Annotated in this window: 19 protein-coding genes and 3 tRNA genes; 13 read left to right on the top strand and 9 right to left on the bottom strand. The window is 72.7% G+C overall.

What is annotated here, in order from left to right; all coding sequences use genetic code 11:
* The first annotated feature begins 14 nt into the window (after positions 1-14).
* The 7 genes from crtI (at position 15) to SM452_RS15040 (ending at position 4,361) form a co-directional block, all read left to right on the top strand.
* Complete coding sequence (crtI, locus tag SM452_RS15010; protein ID WP_194802179.1) at positions 15-1,496, top strand: phytoene desaturase family protein; 1,482 nt, start codon at positions 15-17, stop codon at positions 1,494-1,496.
* Positions 1,493-2,086: an isopentenyl-diphosphate Delta-isomerase gene (gene idi, locus SM452_RS15015; protein WP_355513465.1), complete on the top strand. Its 594-nt coding sequence runs from the start codon at positions 1,493-1,495 to the stop codon at positions 2,084-2,086. The genes crtI and idi overlap by 4 nt, the downstream gene beginning before the upstream one ends.
* Positions 2,076-3,023 carry a MerR family transcriptional regulator gene (locus SM452_RS15020; RefSeq protein ID WP_463840118.1) on the top strand — a complete coding sequence of 316 codons (948 nt, stop codon included), beginning with the start codon at positions 2,076-2,078 and terminating at the stop codon, positions 3,021-3,023. Before idi ends, SM452_RS15020 begins: the two co-directional genes overlap by 11 nt.
* Before the next feature lie 76 nt (positions 3,024-3,099).
* Positions 3,100-3,888 (top strand): polysaccharide deacetylase family protein, encoded by a 789-nt coding sequence (locus SM452_RS15025; RefSeq protein ID WP_262015969.1) that lies wholly within the window; start codon positions 3,100-3,102, stop codon positions 3,886-3,888.
* Between the two features lie 143 nt (positions 3,889-4,031).
* Positions 4,032-4,104, top strand: a tRNA-Glu gene (locus SM452_RS15030).
* Positions 4,105-4,137: 33 nt separating this feature from the next.
* Positions 4,138-4,211: transfer RNA gene (locus SM452_RS15035), tRNA-Asp, on the top strand.
* Positions 4,212-4,287: 76 nt separating this feature from the next.
* Positions 4,288-4,361: transfer RNA gene (locus SM452_RS15040), tRNA-Phe, on the top strand.
* A 63-nt stretch (positions 4,362-4,424) separates the two neighbouring features.
* Here the strand turns inward: SM452_RS15040 and SM452_RS15045 are convergent.
* Positions 4,425-5,321, bottom strand: coding sequence for a LysR family transcriptional regulator (locus SM452_RS15045; RefSeq protein ID WP_463840119.1), 897 nt, complete (start codon positions 5,319-5,321; stop codon positions 4,425-4,427).
* Positions 5,322-5,400: 79 nt separating this feature from the next.
* Here SM452_RS15045 and SM452_RS15050 point away from each other — a divergent pair, with 79 nt between their 5' ends.
* Together SM452_RS15050 and SM452_RS15055 are read left to right on the top strand one after the other, a co-directional pair.
* Positions 5,401-6,213, top strand: coding sequence for an NAD(P)-dependent oxidoreductase (locus tag SM452_RS15050; protein WP_463840120.1), 813 nt, complete (start codon positions 5,401-5,403; stop codon positions 6,211-6,213).
* A 10-nt stretch (positions 6,214-6,223) separates the two neighbouring features.
* Entirely contained in the window at positions 6,224-6,634 is a 411-nt protein-coding gene (locus SM452_RS15055) for a RidA family protein (protein ID WP_262015972.1), read from the top strand.
* A 137-nt stretch (positions 6,635-6,771) separates the two neighbouring features.
* On the opposite strand, the gene SM452_RS15060 is transcribed toward SM452_RS15055, so the two are convergent.
* Positions 6,772-7,209: an ArsI/CadI family heavy metal resistance metalloenzyme gene (locus SM452_RS15060; RefSeq protein WP_355513450.1), complete on the bottom strand. Its 438-nt coding sequence runs from the start codon at positions 7,207-7,209 to the stop codon at positions 6,772-6,774.
* A 508-nt stretch (positions 7,210-7,717) separates the two neighbouring features.
* Between SM452_RS15060 and SM452_RS15065 the strand changes: the two genes are divergently transcribed.
* A complete protein-coding gene (locus SM452_RS15065; protein ID WP_262015977.1) occupies positions 7,718-8,230 on the top strand; it encodes an SRPBCC family protein in 513 nt (170 codons plus the stop codon).
* Positions 8,231-8,236: 6 nt separating this feature from the next.
* Here the strand turns inward: SM452_RS15065 and SM452_RS15070 are convergent, their stop codons facing one another.
* Entirely contained in the window at positions 8,237-8,941 is a 705-nt protein-coding gene (locus tag SM452_RS15070) for a DUF2786 domain-containing protein (protein ID WP_262015978.1), read from the bottom strand.
* A gap of 45 nt (positions 8,942-8,986) precedes the next feature.
* Positions 8,987-9,376, bottom strand: coding sequence for a hypothetical protein (locus SM452_RS15075; protein WP_260032910.1), 390 nt, complete (start codon positions 9,374-9,376; stop codon positions 8,987-8,989).
* Between the two features lie 166 nt (positions 9,377-9,542).
* Between SM452_RS15075 and SM452_RS15080 the strand changes: the two genes are divergently transcribed.
* A complete protein-coding gene (locus tag SM452_RS15080) occupies positions 9,543-10,880 on the top strand; it encodes an ABC transporter substrate-binding protein (RefSeq protein ID WP_262015979.1) in 1,338 nt (445 codons plus the stop codon).
* A 63-nt stretch (positions 10,881-10,943) separates the two neighbouring features.
* Here the strand turns inward: SM452_RS15080 and SM452_RS15085 are convergent, their stop codons facing one another.
* Both SM452_RS15085 and SM452_RS15090 read right to left on the bottom strand, forming a co-directional pair.
* Entirely contained in the window at positions 10,944-11,687 is a 744-nt protein-coding gene (locus tag SM452_RS15085) for an enoyl-CoA hydratase/isomerase family protein (RefSeq protein ID WP_262015980.1), read from the bottom strand.
* Entirely contained in the window at positions 11,684-12,541 is an 858-nt protein-coding gene (locus SM452_RS15090) for a 3-hydroxyacyl-CoA dehydrogenase family protein (protein ID WP_463840121.1), read from the bottom strand. Before SM452_RS15090 ends, SM452_RS15085 begins: the two co-directional genes overlap by 4 nt.
* Before the next feature lie 158 nt (positions 12,542-12,699).
* On the opposite strand from SM452_RS15090, the gene SM452_RS15095 reads away from it, so the two are divergent.
* Complete coding sequence (locus tag SM452_RS15095; RefSeq protein ID WP_043327533.1) at positions 12,700-12,987, top strand: hypothetical protein; 288 nt, start codon at positions 12,700-12,702, stop codon at positions 12,985-12,987.
* A 41-nt stretch (positions 12,988-13,028) separates the two neighbouring features.
* Here SM452_RS15095 and SM452_RS15100 read toward each other — a convergent pair whose 3' ends face one another.
* On the bottom strand, positions 13,029-13,805 hold the full coding sequence (locus SM452_RS15100) for a class I SAM-dependent methyltransferase (RefSeq protein WP_262015982.1): 777 nt from the start codon (positions 13,803-13,805) through the stop codon (positions 13,029-13,031).
* Between the two features lie 54 nt (positions 13,806-13,859).
* Here SM452_RS15100 and SM452_RS15105 point away from each other — a divergent pair, with 54 nt between their 5' ends.
* Positions 13,860-14,237 carry a PPOX class F420-dependent oxidoreductase gene (locus SM452_RS15105; RefSeq protein ID WP_262015983.1) on the top strand — a complete coding sequence of 126 codons (378 nt, stop codon included), beginning with the start codon at positions 13,860-13,862 and terminating at the stop codon, positions 14,235-14,237.
* 76 nt (positions 14,238-14,313) lie between these two features.
* Here SM452_RS15105 and SM452_RS15110 read toward each other — a convergent pair whose 3' ends face one another.
* On the bottom strand, positions 14,314-14,523 hold the full coding sequence (locus SM452_RS15110) for a BldC family transcriptional regulator (protein ID WP_007073996.1): 210 nt from the start codon (positions 14,521-14,523) through the stop codon (positions 14,314-14,316).
* 256 nt (positions 14,524-14,779) lie between these two features.
* Entirely contained in the window at positions 14,780-15,619 is an 840-nt protein-coding gene (locus SM452_RS15115) for a hypothetical protein (protein WP_135242753.1), read from the bottom strand.
* Positions 15,620-15,758 lie beyond the last annotated feature (139 nt).

The raw sequence follows: 15,758 nt of genomic DNA on the forward strand, positions 1-15,758 counted from the left end.
GCAAGGGGGCCGGAATGCGTACCGTCAAGGGACGGACCGACCGGGTGGTAGTGGTCGGCGCCGGGCTGGGTGGGCTGGCGTGCGCGCTGCACCTGGCCGGCAGTGGCCGGCAGGTGACGGTGCTGGAACGCGAGCCGGTGCCGGGCGGCCGCGCCGGGCGGCTCAGCGTCGACGGGTACGAGTTCGACACCGGCCCGACCGTCCTCACCATGCCCGACCTGATCGCCGAGGCGCTCGGCGCGGTGGGTGAGGAGCTGACCGACTGGCTCGACCTGACCCCGCTCGACCCGGCGTACCGCGCCTACTACCCGGACGGGTCGACGCTCGACGTCATCACCGACACCACCCGGATGGCCGCCGAGATCGCCCGCGTCTGCGGCCCCCGCGAGGCGGACGGCTACCTGCGCTTCGTCGACTACGCCCGCAACCTCTGGCAGTGGGAACGGGCCGACTTCATCGAGCGCAACCTCGACGCGCCGACCGACCTGCTCACCGGCAACCTGCTGAAGCTGTTCGCCAGCGGTGCCTTCCGGCGGCTCCAGACGAAGATCAACCAGTTCTTCCGCGACCCGCGTACCCAGCGGATCTTCTCCTTCCAGGCCATGTACGCGGGCCTGTCCCCGCACGACGCGCTGGCGATCTACGCGGTCATCGCGTACCTCGACTCGGTGGCCGGTGTGTGCTTCCCGCGCGGCGGCATCCACGCGGTCTCCCGCGGCATGGCCGGCGCGGCCGAGAAGCACGGCGTGCAGATCCGGTACGGCACCACGGTGACCCGGGTGGAGACCGCCAACGGCCGCGCCACCGGCGTCGTCACCGCGGACGGCGACTTCATCCCCGCCGACACGGTGGTGCTCAACCCGGACCTGCCGGTCGCCTACCAGGACCTGCTGCCGCCCAGCCGGCAGCGCAAGCTGACCTACTCGCCGTCCTGCGTGGTGCTGCACATCGGTTCGACGCAGGGCTATGGCAAGATCGCCCACCACAACATCCACTTCGGGCGCTCCTGGAAGGGGACGTTCGACGAGGTGATCCGGCGAGGCGAGCTGATGACCGACCCGTCGCTGCTGGTGACGAACCCGAGCCGCACCGACCCGTCGGTGGCGCCGGCCGGGAAGCACACCTACTACGTGCTCGCACCGGTGCCGAACCTGGAGCGGGCGCCGTTCGACTGGACCGGCGACCTCACCCAGCGGTACGCCGACCAGCTCGTGAGCACGCTGGAGGAGCGCGGCTACGTCGGCTTCGGCGACGGCATCGAGGTGATGCGGGCGGTCACCCCGGCCGACTGGGCGGCGCAGGGCATGGCCGCCGGCACCCCGTTCGCCGCCTCGCACAGCCTCTTCCAGACCGGCCCGTTCCGCCCCTCCAACCTGCACCGGACGCTGGAGAACGTGGTGTTCGTCGGCTCCGGCACGCAGCCCGGTGTCGGCGTGCCGATGGTGCTGATCAGCGGCAAGATCGCCGCAGCCCGGGTCACCGGGGCGATGTCGTGAGCGAGCGGGAGACCCACCTGGTCGAGCTGGTCGACGACGACGGCCGGGTGCTCGGCGAGACCACCGTGGCGGCCGCCCACCAGCCACCCGGGCGGCTGCACCGCGCTTTCTCGGTGCTCCTGGTCGACCCCGACGGGCGGGTGCTGCTGCAGCAGCGGGCCGCGGTCAAGACGCGGTTCCCGCTGCGCTGGGCGAACTCCTGCTGCGGGCACCCGCTGCCCGGGCAGTCGCCGGCCGAGGCCGCCAATCGGCGGCTCGCCGAGGAACTCGGCGTCGACCCCGTCGACCTCACCGAGGTCGGCGTGTACCTCTACTACGCCGAGGACCCGGCTACCGGACGGGTCGAGTTCGAGTACGACCACGTGCTGCGCGCCGACGTACCCGCCGACCTGGTCACGCGGCCCGACCCGGACGAGGTGGCCGACCTGCGCTGGGTCGACCCCGGCGCGGTGGTGGCCGACCTGGACGCCCACCCCCGCGAGTACGCCCCGTGGCTCGGCGGCGTGGTCAACCGGCTGCTGCACCCCACCGACGCGTCCCGGCCGGGCGCACCGGACACCGAGGCACCGGAGCGGTCGGGTGGCCGATGAGGCGCTGAGCGCGGGGGCCGTCGCACGCCGACTGGGCGTGGCGGTCACCACGCTGCGTACCTGGCACCAGCGCTACGGCCTCGGCCCCAGCGAGCACGTGCCGGGCCACCACCGGCGGTACACGCCCGCCGACCTCGCCCGCCTGGAGATCATGCGCCGGCTGACCACCGAGGGGGTCGCGCCCGCCGAGGCCGCCCGCTGGGCCCGGCAGGCGCCGGCCGTGCAGCCCCCGGAGCGGCTCGGCCTCAAGGCGAGGGCCTCGACGGTACGCGACGGCGGCGGTACCACCATCCCGGTCGGCCGGGCCGGGCCGGCCGCGCGCGGGCTGGCCCGTGCCGCCATGCGACTGGACTCGGTGACCATCAGCCGGACCATCGCCGACGCGCTGGCCACCGACGGGGTGGTGGCGACCTGGGAGGGGCTGCTGCGGCCGGTGCTCGCCGGCATCGGGGAGCGGCACGCCGCCACCTCCGCACTGATCGAGGTGGAGCACCTCATGTCCCGGTGCGTCTCCGAGGCGTTCGCCACGGTGGCGTGGGCCCACCCCACCTCCGGGCCGCCCCGGATCCTGCTCTCCTGCGCCGACGAGGAGCAGCACTCGCTGCCGCTGGAGGCGCTCGCCGCCGCGCTGGCCGAGGTCGGTGTGAGTTATCGCATGCTCGGTGCCCGCGTACCGGTGCCGGCCCTGGTCGAGGCGGTCAACCGGACCGGTCCGGCGGCGGTGGTGCTCTGGTCGCACATCCGCGCGACGGCCGACCCGTGCCAGCTCACCGCGCTGCTGGCGGTGCCGCGCCGGCCGCTGCTGGTGCTCGCCGCCGGGCCCGGCTGGCGGGCCGACTCGCTGCCGGCCGGGGTGGTCCGGCCGGTGGACCTGGCCGAGGCGTTGTCGCTGGCCGTGGCCGTGCGGGACTCGCTGGACCAGTCGACGACAAGCTGAGCCCCTCTCCCGTTCCGGGTCGGCGTCCACTACGGTCGGAAAGTCCGTCTGACCCCGACCCCTCCGGGAGCGACGAATGCGTCCACGCGCCCTGTCGGCGCTCGCCCTGGGCCTGGTGCTCCTCGTCACCGGCTGCGGCGACGCCGGCAAGTCACCCGAGAAGGCCGCCGCACCGGCGTCGGCCTCGGCGTCGCCGTCCCCGACGCCGGTGACGAAGCCCTCACCGACACACACCACCCCCGCGAAGCCCAAGCTGCGCCCGCTGCCGAAGAAGCTGCCGGCGGGCCTGCACCGGGCCAGCGGGAGCACCGGCGTGGCGCTCACCTTCGACGACGGGCCGGATCCCCGGTACACCCCGCAGATCCTGGCCCAGCTCCGGACGGCCCGGGTGAAGGCCACCTTCTGCGTCGTCGGCAAGCAGGCCAAGCGCTACCCGGAGCTGGTGGCCCGGATCGTCCGGGAGGGTCACCAGCTCTGCAATCACAGCTGGCACCACGACGTGAACCTGGGGCGGCGCTCCGCCGCCGAGATCCGATCCGACCTGGAACGGACGAACGAGGCCATCCACGCCGCCGCGCCCAAGGCGCCGATCACCTGGTTCCGGCAGCCCGGCGGCCGCTGGACGGCCGAGGAGGTCGTGATCGCCAAGCAGATGGGCCTGCGCCCGCTGCACTGGAGCGTGGACCCGCAGGACTGGGACCACCCACCGGCCAAGACGATCATCAAGCGGGTGAAGGGCGCCACCCGGCACGGTTCGGTGGTGCTGATGCACGACGCAGGCGGCGACCGGGCCCAGACGATGGCCGCGTGCCGGCACCTGATCCCGGACATCAAGCGGCGGTACGGCATCGCCCTGCCCCGCTGACCTGCGGTTCTACCCGGCACCACGGCCATCCCGATACCGGTTTTGTCGTCCGCGCAGGCATGACATATGCTTCTCCTGCCTCCGGCGGGGCCGGATGGGAGCAAGTCCGCTTGAAGTTGCGAGTGTGCAATGATGGCGGGGCCGCCCTCATCGTCTAGCGGCCCAGGACGCCGCCCTTTCAAGGCGGTAGCACGGGTTCGAATCCCGTTGGGGGCACGGTCCGGCTCACGCCGGATGCAACACCAGCCAGGTCCTGTGGAGCAGTTGGAGTGCTCGCCGCCCTGTCAAGGCGGAGGTCGCGGGTTCAAGTCCCGTCAGGACCGCAAGCGCTGACGCCGCGCAGCTCGATGCGCGGCGTTCTGCGTATCGGCCCGTGCGGTAGCATGTGCCGAGCACCACGGCCAGGTAGCTCAGTTGGTACGAGCGTCCGACTGAAAATCGGAAGGTCGGCGGTTCGACCCCGCCCCTGGCCACATAGCCTTTCGCCGGGCTACAGGAGCGCCGACCAGCGGGAACGCAGGTCGGCGTTCTGCTTTTCACCCCAGGTGGGCCGCCTCCACCCGCAGATGCTCGAGAAAGTGCGTGACCGCCGGCGGCGGCGTCCTGCCCCGTACGGTCGCCGCGAATATCTGCCGTACCGACTCGTCGTCCGGATGCAGGCGTAAAAGGGCGATGTCCGGCGGGGTTCCGCGTACCGCCAGGGCCGGAACCAGAGCCACCCCCAACCCGGCGGCGACGCATCCCAGCTTGCCGGTCCACTCGGCCGCGACGATGTCGATGCGTGGCGAGAAACCGCTGGGCAGGCTTGCGCGGAGCAGGCTGTTCTCCGCGGTGGCCGAGCCCACGACGAACGCCTCCTGAGCGAGGTCCGCCAGGCGCACCGAGCGGCGGCGCGCGAGCCGGTGGTCACGCGCGACCGCGACCAGGAGCCGCTCGTCGAGCAGATGTCGCAGGTCGAATCGGTCGCGGTCCAGCTCGCCCGTGGGCGAGGTGCTGACCACTGCCACATCCGCCTCCTCCGCGAGCAGGCGCTCCAGCAGTTGCGGCGTCACGCCCTCGACCAGCGACAGCGAGATCTCGGGGTGGTCCGAGCGGAACGACGCCATCGCCCGGGGTACGAGAGCCGCGACAGCGGTCGGGAAGGCGCCCACACGCAGCCGCCCTCGGCCGAGCCCGCGCAGGTCGTCGAGGTCACGCCGGGCCGCGGCGAGCCGGTCGAGGACCGCCTCGGCGTGCGGGAGCAGCTCTCGCCCCTCCTCGGTGAGGGCGACGCCGCGGGGCAGCCGGTCGAAGAGCCGAGCGCCGATGTCGGCCTCCAGCGCGGCGATCTGCCGGGAGACAGCCGACTGGGTGAAGCTGAGGGCGCGGGCGGCGGTCGTGATCGAGCCGTGCTGCGCGACGGTGCGGAACACCTCCAGCAGCTGAGTCTCCATGGCAGGCATGTTAGTCACGCATGGCATCTATGCGAGACATTCGTTGGCCGCATTGCTTCCATCGGCCTAGCGTTACCGCGTGAAGATCATCGCGGTCCTCGGGACCGGACACATGGGTACGCCGATCGCGCGCCGCCTCCTAGCCGGCGGCAACCGGGTCAGTGTGTGGAACCGCAGCCCGGAGCGTTCGGAGCCGCTCGCCGCGGTCGGCGCGACGGTGGCCGCGAGCCCGTCCGCCGCGGTCGACGGAGCCGACGTCGTCGTCGTCATGCTCACCGACGCCGCCGCGGTCGAGACGGTGCTGTTCGGGCCGGACGGCGCCGCCACCGCGCTCCGGCCCGGGACGGTCGTGGTGCAGATGTCGACGATCGGGCCGGACGAAGTCCGAGCAGTGGCCGGTCGGCTTCCCGCGGGCGTCTCACTCCTCGACGCCCCCGTCGGCGGCAGCGTCGACGCCGCCCGGGGCGGCACGCTGGCGATCTTCGCGGGCGGCCCCGCCGATACCGTGGAGAGGGCGGCTCCGGTGCTGGAACAGCTCGGTTCTGTCCGTCACTGCGGCCCGATCGGGGCGGGCGCCGCCGTCAAGCTCGTCGCGAACACGGGCCTGGTGACGGCGGTCGCCGCGCTGCACGACGCGCTCGCTGTCGCCGCGGCGCTCGGTGTCGACAGGCAGACCGCCCTCGACGTGCTCGGCCGTGGGGCCCTCGCCGGCGCGGTCGGACGGGTCACCGCGCCGGGCGCCTCGTTCGCAGTCGCGTTGGCGGCGAAGGATGCGCGCCTGGCGCTGCGCCTCCCGGGGGCGGCTCCCCTGCTCGATGCCGCCCTGGACCTGATGCAGGCCGCGCCCGACCAGGACGCGGATCTCTCCTCCCTCGTCTCAGCCGACTCGTGAAGGGATGCTGATGCGCCTCACCCTGGACAACCCCGCATCCGTCGCGGCCCCGTTCGGCGACCGCTTCGCGCACGTCGCCCGGATCGATGTCGGCGGCGGCGCGCTGCTGATGCTCGCCGGACAGGTCGCCGTCGACGACGACGGCGAGGTGGTGGCCCCCGGAGACCCCGGCACCCAGGCCGAACGGATCTTCGAGATCGTGGGCGGCGTGCTCGCGGCGCACGGCGCGTCCTTCGACGACGTGCTGCACATCCGCACGTTCATGACGGACCTGGCTGACCTGCCCGCGTACGCGGCCGTCCGGCGCCGGCTCTTCCCGGGCACACCGCCGCCGGCGAGCACGACTGTCGAGGTCAGCAAGCTCTTCCTGCCGGGCGCTGTACTCGAGGTCGAGGTCACGGCCGTGGTCCGGTCCCGCTAGGGCTCGACACTCACGCGGCACAGAACTCGTGTGGGCCTCATGCCGGACGGTTGCGCTACTCCCGGTTCTTCCCCGCAACGGCGGATCCCCACCGGCGGGAGGGATCCCCGCCGGTGGGGATCCCTCCCGTATCCGGGTCAGACCGCGGCGGGCTGCTCCGCCGCGGCCGAGGTGCAGCAGGCGCTCTCGGTCACCTTCTCCAGCTGCGGCGAGTCGGCCTTGACCGTGTAGACCTCCCACGGCTCGTCGCCGGGGCCGCGCACCCAGACCTTGTCCTGGAGCGCGTAGCAGCACTCGGTGTCGTTCTCCTCCAGCGTGATCAGGCCGGACTCGGTGAGCCGGCTGGTCGCGGCGTTGACCTCCTCGGTGGTGGCCACCTCGACCCCGAGGTGGTCCATCACCGTCGGCAGGCCGGGCTCACCTTCGAGGAGTACGAGCTTCAGCGGCGGGTTCTCCACCGCGAAGTTGGCGTAGCCGGGGCGGCGCTTGGCCGGCTCGACGCCGAACAGCTTGCTGTAGAAGGCCACGGAGCCTTCGAGGTCGGAGACGCGCAGGGCGAGTTGGACGCGGGACATGGCTGACTCCCTGTCTCGATGTTTATCGAAGCAGTCTCCACCCTGCCTTCTATTTAGAATCCTGTCAACCTAGAGAAACATCTAAACAAGCTCGACCGCCCCCGGCCCCGCGGTGGTGGGTGGGTGTGTGGGTGGCGAGCGCGGGAGGGCCGGCGGCGGGGTGGTCAGGGTTTCGGGGGGCTGCGGTTCTGGGTGGGGCTGCCCTGGATCGCCTCCCAGACGCTCTGGCCGGCCTGCCGGAGGGCCTGTCCGGCCTGTCCCGCCAGTTACGCCGCCTGCCCGCTCTCCCATCGGTCCGGTCGGCGGCGCTTACCCGCTTCCGGCACCGCACCCGTCGCCTCTCCTACCGCCCGGAAGCCCGCCCTGACCTGCCGAAAGCACCGCCACGGGCCTTGCGCAGAGCGCCTGTCCCACCACTCAGCGCTGTCGGGAACCGGTGTTCCCGGTGTCCGGAAGCGGGCGGAACGGAAGCTGCACACCGAGACATGAGCCGGTATGGTCCGGACCTATGGGACAGGAGATGGCCGATCCGGATGAGGTCCGGCAGGAATCCGATCGCTTCTCCCTCCGCAGCAGCCTGCTCGTCCCGGCGTCCGCCGAGCGGGCGTACGCCGTCTTCACCGGCGCGCTCGCCGACTGGTGGGTGCGTGAATACACCTGGTCCGGCCCGGAGGCGCTCGCTGCGCTCGGCATCGAGCCCCGGGCCGGCGGCATGCTCTACGAGATCGGCCCGTACGGCTTCCGCAACGACTGGGGCCGCGTGCTGACCTGGGATCCGCCGCGGCGCCTGGTGTTCACCTGGCAGATCGGCCCGGACCGGGTGCCGGTGCCGGACCCGGCGCGGGCCAGCGAGGTGGAGGTCCTGTTCCACGCCGACGGTCCGGAGCAGACCCGGGTGGACGTCGAGCACCGCTACTTCGACAGGCACGGCACGGCGGCCGAGGGCTACCGCGAGGCGCTCACCGCGGGCTGGCACGAACTGCTCTGCCGCTACCTGGCAACGGTCGCCCGTACCGCCTGAGATCGGTCAGCCGGCGATACCGGGCGCCGCGCCGGTGCCGGCCACGCCGGTGCCACCGAGGTCGGCCCGGCGGCCGGCGTCCGCGCCGGAACCGAAGCCACCGCCCGCCAGCCGCCGTCGCGGGGCGGTGCGCAACCGGGGGTACGCCTCGGCGACCCGGCGCTGGACCCGATCGGAGCGGTCGGCGAGCACCAGAGCCGTGGAGGGTCCACCCGACTCCGCCACCGCCTTGCTCTCGGCAGCGCGCAGTCGTTCCGCGACGACGTACGCGAACCCGGCCAGCCAGGTGCGCCGGAACGCGGCCGGATGCTCCCCGGCCGGTACGACGGCACCGGCGAGCCCGTGCGCGGCCTGCACGAGCAGCGAGGTGAACAGCAGCTCGACCCGTTCCAGGTCGCTGGCGAAGCCGAACAGGTGCATGACGAAACCGTTGCCGTGCCGGCGGCGTACGCATCGGCAGCGCAACGGTTCGGCGACCGCCGCGAGCAGACCGGCCTTGTCCCGGGCGTACGGCGCGATCACCTCGACGGTCCGGTCACCGACCGGGTCGGCAGCCGGGTCGCGGGCGGCGAGCAGCGCCCGGTCGACGCCGTAGCGGGCGATCAGCTCGGTGGCCTTCGCCATGAAGGCGGACGACTCGGCGGGTGTGCAGGCCGGGTCCTCCGCCTGGGCGAGGAGCTTGCGCACCTTGCTGAGCATCGCCTCGGACATGCACCCAGAGCTACCACAGCCGGGGTGCCGGGCCGCGCGCCGGGCTCAGTCCGAGCGGCTGCGCAGCGTGGCGATTGTCGACCCGGCGAGCGTGAGCAGGCAGTCGGGCAGCAGGCCGTCGGCGGCCGCCGCCCCGAACAGCGCCTCGCCGGTGTCCGCGTCGTCGTTGGCGCACGCGCTGACGAAACGGGCCACCCAGCGGGTGTCGTAGTCGGCCTGGTCGATGCCGGGGAAGTCGAGGGCGGCGCCGCCGCCCGGGGCGTCGTCGCCGAGCATGGTGGCGGCGAGGCACCACGCCACTCCGTACGCCCCGGCGAGGCCGGAGCGGTCCACCACCGCGTCGAACGTGCCCACCACGCCGGCGCCGTCGCCGGCGAGGGCGGAACGGAGCACGGCGGTCGCGTCGTCGAGCGTCTGCTGTGCTTCGTCGTTCACCCGCGGAACAGTATCGCCGGGGGTCAAGCGGTGACCCGGAAACGGCTCGTCGACCACGCAGAGTGATACCCGCAGTCGGGGTGCCGACGGAGCCGACTCCACAGTCCCGCGTGCCGCGTGAGCACGCTAAGGTGCGCAGCGGACCTTCGCCGGAGGAAGGACGACCATGCTGAGAACACGCACGTCGCGCGCGGCCCTGTCCATGGCCTGCGCGGCGCTTCTGCTCGCCACGAGCGCCTGCGGGAGCGACGAGCCGGAGGAGACGCCTGCCACCCAGGTACGCCTCTACGGCACCGACGGCAACATGCTCAATTCGTACGCCGCGGAACTCAAGGACCGGGCGGACCTGGTGAACGGGATGAAGGGCACCACGCCCCTCACTCCGCTTGCCGAGAGCTTCAAGGAACGACTACTCGCCGTAGACCCGAAGCTGGGTGACTTCCTCTACTCCGCCGAGTCGTACGACGCGGTGGTGATCAGCGCGCTGGCCGCCCAGCTCGCCGGCACCACCGCTCCGGCCGAGATCGCCAAGCAGATCGTCGGGGTGACCACCGGCGGTGAACGCTGCGACGACGTGGCGGCCTGCCTGGAGCTCGCCCGTGCGGGCCGGGACATCGAGTACCGGGGCGTGTCGCTGACCCGCGCCGGGTTCACCGACACCGGCGAGCCGGCCACCGCGAGCTACGGCACCATGCACTTCGACAACCAGAAGATCGACGACAGCAAGACCGAGTTCGTCGGCGCCGGTGAGGAGTCGGGGGCCAGCACGAAGGCCCCGCCGCGTGGGCGCAAGCTGCGCGACGGGAAGGCGAAGGACGCCCCGCTGGTCCTCGGCGGGCTGCTGCCGAAGACCGGTGACCTGGCGCTGGCGAACCCGCCGCTGGCGGCCGGCGCGGCGCTCGCGATCCGTGAGGTGAACGCCGCCGGTGGTGTGCTCGGCGAGCCGGTGAAGTGGATCGAGGGCGACGACGGCACCAACCCGGCGGTCGCCAAGGCCACCGTCGCCTCGCACGTCAGCAAGGGCGTGCAGGTCATCATCGGCGCGGGCGGCTCCGGCATCTCCCGGGCCGTGCTGCCGGACGTGGTCGCCGCCGGGCGGATCCTGTTCTCCCCGTCGAACACCGACGCGGGCCTGAGCGCCGTGGACGACAACGGCCTCTACTTCCGTACCGCGCCGCCGGACAGCCTGCAGGGCCGTGCGCTGGCCGACGTGATGCTCCGGGACGGGCCGCGCAAGATCGCGATCCTGGCCCGTAAGGACTCGTACGGTGAGGGCCTCCAGGAGAACGTCCGCTCGGAGCTGGAGAAGGCCGGCATCGGCGCGGACCGGATCAAGCTGCTGACCTACGAGCCGCCGGCCGACCCGAAGACGCCTGTCGACTTCGGCGGCACCGCCAAGGAGATCAAGGCGTTCGGACCGGAGGCGCTGCTGCTCATCGGCTTCGCCGAGTCCGCGCCGGCGATCACCGCGCTGGACGACGCGGGAGTCGACATCAAGCACTGACGCGTACCGACGCGTAGGGCCGCACCGGAGACACCGGTGCGGCCCTCGTCGTCTCTCCCGGGCTCAGCGGGCCCGGCGCCGGTCCAGGAACTCGGTCATCCGCCGGTGCTTCTCCTCGTCCTCGAAGAGCACCGCCTGGCTCAGCAGGTCGAGCTGCGGGTGCGCGGCCGCCGGGGCGTCCACCGCCATCTTGGTCAGCCGCAGCGCCAGCGCGGAACCCTTCGCCATCTCGTCGAGCAGGCCGTGCGCGGTGGGCAGCAGCTCTTCCGGGTCGGCCACCACCCGGTTCACCAGCCCGATCCGCAGCGCCTCCTCGGCGTCCACCCGCCGGCCGGTGAACAGCAGCTCCTTGGCCCGGGCCTCACCGATCAGCGCCGGCAGCCGGTAGGTCGCGCCCGCGCCGGCCAGGATGCCCAGCCGCACCTCGGGCTGGCCGAACACCGCGCGGTCCGTGCACACCCGGAGATCGCATGCGTACGCCAGCTCGGCGCCGCCGCCCAGCGCCGGGCCGTCGACTGCGGCCACGGTGGGCATCGGCAGTGCCCGGATGCGGGCGAAGACGCCCTGGTTGATGGCGGCCAGCGCGTCCAGCCGGCCGCGCTCGCGGAGCTGGGCGATGTCGGCGCCACCGGCGAAGATGCCCGCCGTCCCGCCGGTGAGCAGCAGCAGCCGGGGACGCGCCTCCAGGTCGGCGCAGACCGCGTGCAGCTCGCCCACCAGGTCGGCGTCGATGGCGTTGCGCTTCTCCGGCCGGTCCAGGGTGACCACGAGCCGGTCCGGCAGCTCCTCGATCCGCAGCCCACTCATTTCTTCTGGCCGTCCTTCCACGTGTAGAAGCCCTGCCCCGACTTCTTGCCCAGCCTCCCGGCGGCCACCATCTCGACGAGCAGCGGCGGCGGCGCGAAGCGGTCGCCGTACGCGGCCTGGAGCGTGCGCGCGATGTCGAGCCGCACGTCCAGCCCGACCAGGTCGGTCAGCTCCAGCGGGCCGATCGGGTGCCGGTAGCCGAGCACCATCGCCTTGTCGATGTCGGCCGGGCTCGCCACCTCGTCGGCCACCATCCGGATCGCCTCCAGGCCGAGCGTGACGCCGAGGCGGGAGGTGGCGAAGCCGGGCATGTCGCGTACGACGACGGGGTCCTTGCCCAGCCGGGCGGCGAGCGCGACGGCCGCCTCGGTGGTCTCCAGCGCGGTGGCCGGGCCGACCACGACCTCGAGCAGCGCCATCGCCCACACCGGATTGAAGAAGTGCAACCCGACGAAGTCGGCGGGCCGGTCCAGCCCGGCGGCCAGTTCGGCGATCGGGATGCTGGACGTGTTGCTGCCCAGCAGCGCGGGCCGGCGGCTCTCCGCCTCGCGCAGGACGGCGCGCTTGAGGTCGAGCCGCTCGGGCACCGCCTCCACGATCACGTCGGCGCCCTCGGCCACCTCGGCGAGCCCGGCCCGGAGCGTGACGCGCTCACGGTTGGCGGTGGCGGCCTCCTCGGTCAGCTTGCCGCGCTGCACCCCTCGGTCCCACAGCTCGCCGAGCCGGTGCACGGCCTCGGCGCCCCGGGCGGGGTCGACCTCGACCAGTTCGACCGCGTACCCGGCGCCGGCCGCCACGTACGCGATGCCGAGGCCCATGGTGCCGGCCCCGACGACCACAAAACGACCACTCATCGGTGTCCCCTCGCCGCGGCGGGGGCGCGCGGGGTCTCCGCCGCCGGGCCCGTCCGCTCGTTCCTGCATGCGACCCTATGCAGGGCCGGGCCGCCGGGATGCGTGGGGGCGGAGCGGACGGGGTAAGGACGGCCGTCAACGCCGAAGGAAGGAACGAGATGAGCCAGGCACCGGAGAGCGCGGAGAACACCGAGACGGTCGAGACCCGCGGCGACGAGCGGGTGGACCTGCTCCGCGCGGACACCAACAACGACGGCAAGACCGACGTGTGGGTGGTGGACACCGACGGCGACGGCAAGGCCGACCTGTTCCAGTTCGACACCGACGGTGACGGCAAGGTGGACATCACCATGGTGGACATCGACGAGGACGGCACGCCGGACGAGGTGGTCGACGGCGACGGCGGGCTGCCCCCGGAGCAGACCACCCCCACCGTCCAGGTCTGAGTGGTGCGGGGGGAGCCGCCGGATCCCGGCGGCTCCCCCGCTCACCGCAGCGTCAGTGTGGCGAGGTAGTAGGGGTGGTCGGTGTCGTCCACGTCGGCCAGTCGCCAGGGTGAACCGTGGACCAGCTCGGCGAACTCCTCCGGCGAGCAGACCAGGTAGTCGAACCAGTCGGTGCCGAGCAGCCGGTAGCGCAGCCGCAGCCGCAGTTGCCCGCCGATCCGGCCCCGCTGCCGGTTGCGCTCGTGGTAGGCGGTGTGTACCGGGTCGGTGGTCCCGTACGGGTCGGTGCCGTGGGCGATCACCCGGGCACCGGGGCGGGCCAGCGCGGCGAGCGCGGCGAGCATCGCCGGGGCGCGTTCCCGCCCCTCGAACAGTCCCAGGTTGTTGCCGAGCAGCAGGAACGTGTCGTACCGGTGGCCGTCGGCGGCGTGCTCGTCGACGGTGCCGTGCACCAGGTCGCGTACGCCCCGGTGCCGGCTGACCCGCAGCGCGCCGAGCGACGTGTCCAGCCCGGTGACCGGCACGCCGCGCTCCTGGAGGTGCAGCGCGATCCGGCCGGCGCCGACGCCGACGTCGAGCACGCGTCCGCGTACCCGGTCCACGGCCCGGTGGTCGTGCGGCTGCCACCGCTGCGGCGGGTCCAGGTAGTGCCCGGCGGGCGCGCCGTTGATCAGCCCGTCGTCGCGCTCGATGATCTCGATGACCGGGCGCGGGAGGCGGCCGCCGGCCATCGGGCGCGGGCCGATCCCGGTGGCGACCGCGTACGCGTCGCGGATCATCTCGCCGAACACGTCGCCGATCTCGGGTTCCCCGGTCATGAGAGCACGCTATCCGGCGGTCGGCGGCACCCTGACCGCCGTATCCTTGGCGGCGTGACCGACCTGGACCGCCTGGCTGCGGAGAAGTACGTCCTGCTCACCACGTTCCGCAAGGACGGCCGGGCGGTGCCGACGCCGGTGTGGGCGGTACGCGACGGCGACGGGCTCGCGGTGTGGACGGTGGCCGACTCCGGCAAGGTGAAGCGCATCCGGCGCGACGGCCGGGTCACCGTGGCGCCGTGCGACGTGCGCGGCCGGCCGCACGGTGAGGCGGTGCCGGGCCACGCGACGATCGCCGACCCGGAGAGCACGAACCGGGTGCGAGGGCTGCTCAAGCAGAAGTACCGGCTGATCGGGCGGCTGAGCCTGCTCGGTAGCCGGCTGCGCCGGGGTGAGCGTGGCACGGTGGGGCTGCGGATCGTGCTGGACTGAGCGGCCCCCGGACGCGACAAAGGGCGGCGCCGCGACGGCACCGCCCTTGATCGGAACGCCGGAGAACGCCGGTTCGTCAGTCTCCCTGGCGCTGCTGGGGGATCTGTCCCTGCAGCAGGGCCCGAACCTCCGACTCGCGGTAGCGGCGGTGACCGCCGAGGGTCCGGATGGCGCTGAGCTTGCCAGCCTTGGCCCACCGGGTCACCGTTTTCGGGTCGACACGGAACATCGACGCCACCTCGGCCGGTGTGAGTAGCGGCTCAGGTTCGTGCGTTCGCGATGCCATCGGGGTCACTCCTCCACATGTATAGACATCGGCCGGGGTCCCGCCGGCCGACGCGTCTCCCATGGTCCGGCTAGTCCCCGATGTCCGACATGGGCCGAACGGCTGAAGGTCCCTAGACGGACGGATGAACCATGCCCGATTTTTACGACTTTTATGCCGCAGAAAGTACCTTATTCGGACTCATGATCACGGTTCGTGACGCATCAGTTACGAGACACTCTCGTGTCCAAGGCCACTTAGCAGGGCAAACCGGGCGTCAGTTGCACCGTTCGAGCAGCTGCACCGCGCGCCAGCGGGCGACCAGTTTGTCGTACGCGGCGGACGCCTCCTCGGCCTCGCCCCGGCCCAGTCCGGACAGTCCGGCGGCCACCAGATCGGTCGAGTCGTCGGCTTCGAGCGTCTCGTCCGGCAGCAGTTGCACCAGTCCGCCGTAGTCCAGCTCGACCACCGAGCGCGGGTGGAACTCCTCCAGCCACCGGGCCGCCTCCTCGACCGCCTCGGTGATCGGCGCCTCGCCGATCGACTTGCGCAGCACCGACAGCGCGCGGGACGCCCGGCGGCGCGCCTTCGAGATCTCGGTGCGGTAGCGCAGCGCCCGCCGCCCCGGATCGGTGACCAGGTGCCGCTCGCCGGCCTCGAACAGCACGAACCAGCGCAGCGGCACGCCCCAGGTGGCGATCTGCTCGTGCACCCGGGGCACCCCGTGCTCCAGCACCCGGGCGCCGCTGCGCCAGTCCTCCACCACGGCCTTGGCCTGCCCGGCGAGCACCGGCGGCACGAACGCGTCGGCGAGCACCGAGGGCACGCCGTCGCGGGCGCTCAGCGCCGCCTCGGCGACCCGGATACGCAGGTTCCACGGGCAGACCAGCAGCGCGTCGTCGGACTCCAGGACGTACGCCTCGTCGGGCAGGTCGGGCAACCGGGTCCAGCCGGCGCCGAGCGCCTCGATCACCGCGGTCCGCTGCCGTACCGGCCCCTCCAGCGGAGCTATCGCACGGCCCTCGCTGACGTACCGGCGCCAGTACGACTGCCGATCCCGGTCGAAGGCGGTGAGCGGCTCGTACACGCGCAGGTATGAAGCGAAGAGCGACGGCACGGCGCGATCCTCCCACGAGACGGGACCGCCCGCCGCCGCCCTCGGGCCCGTGGCGTGACATGCGCGACAGTACGGTTCGGGCCGATATTAGGCTCAACGACACCGGCAGCATCCCGCCGGCGTGCCACCCGGGTTCCGC

The sequence above is a fragment of the Micromonospora sp. SYSU B005 genome (assembly GCF_055362685.1).

What these genes read in the sequence shown, in the direction of transcription:
- SM452_RS15045 (WP_463840119.1), bottom strand. Translation starts at nt 5,321, where the DNA reads ATGGAGACTCAGCTGCTGGAGGTGTTCCGCACCGTCGCGCAGCACGGC.
- SM452_RS15055 (WP_262015972.1), top strand. Translation starts at nt 6,224, where the DNA reads ATGCGCCTCACCCTGGACAACCCCGCATCCGTCGCGGCCCCGTTCGGC.
- SM452_RS15065 (WP_262015977.1), top strand. Translation starts at nt 7,718, where the DNA reads ATGGGACAGGAGATGGCCGATCCGGATGAGGTCCGGCAGGAATCCGAT.
- SM452_RS15060 (WP_355513450.1), bottom strand. Translation starts at nt 7,209, where the DNA reads ATGTCCCGCGTCCAACTCGCCCTGCGCGTCTCCGACCTCGAAGGCTCC.
- SM452_RS15025 (WP_262015969.1), top strand. Translation starts at nt 3,100, where the DNA reads ATGCGTCCACGCGCCCTGTCGGCGCTCGCCCTGGGCCTGGTGCTCCTC.
- SM452_RS15070 (WP_262015978.1), bottom strand. Translation starts at nt 8,941, where the DNA reads ATGTCCGAGGCGATGCTCAGCAAGGTGCGCAAGCTCCTCGCCCAGGCG.
- SM452_RS15095 (WP_043327533.1), top strand. Translation starts at nt 12,700, where the DNA reads ATGAGCCAGGCACCGGAGAGCGCGGAGAACACCGAGACGGTCGAGACC.
- SM452_RS15085 (WP_262015980.1), bottom strand. Translation starts at nt 11,687, where the DNA reads ATGAGTGGGCTGCGGATCGAGGAGCTGCCGGACCGGCTCGTGGTCACC.
- SM452_RS15110 (WP_007073996.1), bottom strand. Translation starts at nt 14,523, where the DNA reads ATGGCATCGCGAACGCACGAACCTGAGCCGCTACTCACACCGGCCGAG.
- SM452_RS15080 (WP_262015979.1), top strand. Translation starts at nt 9,543, where the DNA reads ATGCTGAGAACACGCACGTCGCGCGCGGCCCTGTCCATGGCCTGCGCG.
- SM452_RS15090 (WP_463840121.1), bottom strand. Translation starts at nt 12,541, where the DNA reads ATGAGTGGTCGTTTTGTGGTCGTCGGGGCCGGCACCATGGGCCTCGGC.
- crtI (WP_194802179.1), top strand. Translation starts at nt 15, where the DNA reads ATGCGTACCGTCAAGGGACGGACCGACCGGGTGGTAGTGGTCGGCGCC.
- SM452_RS15100 (WP_262015982.1), bottom strand. Translation starts at nt 13,805, where the DNA reads ATGACCGGGGAACCCGAGATCGGCGACGTGTTCGGCGAGATGATCCGC.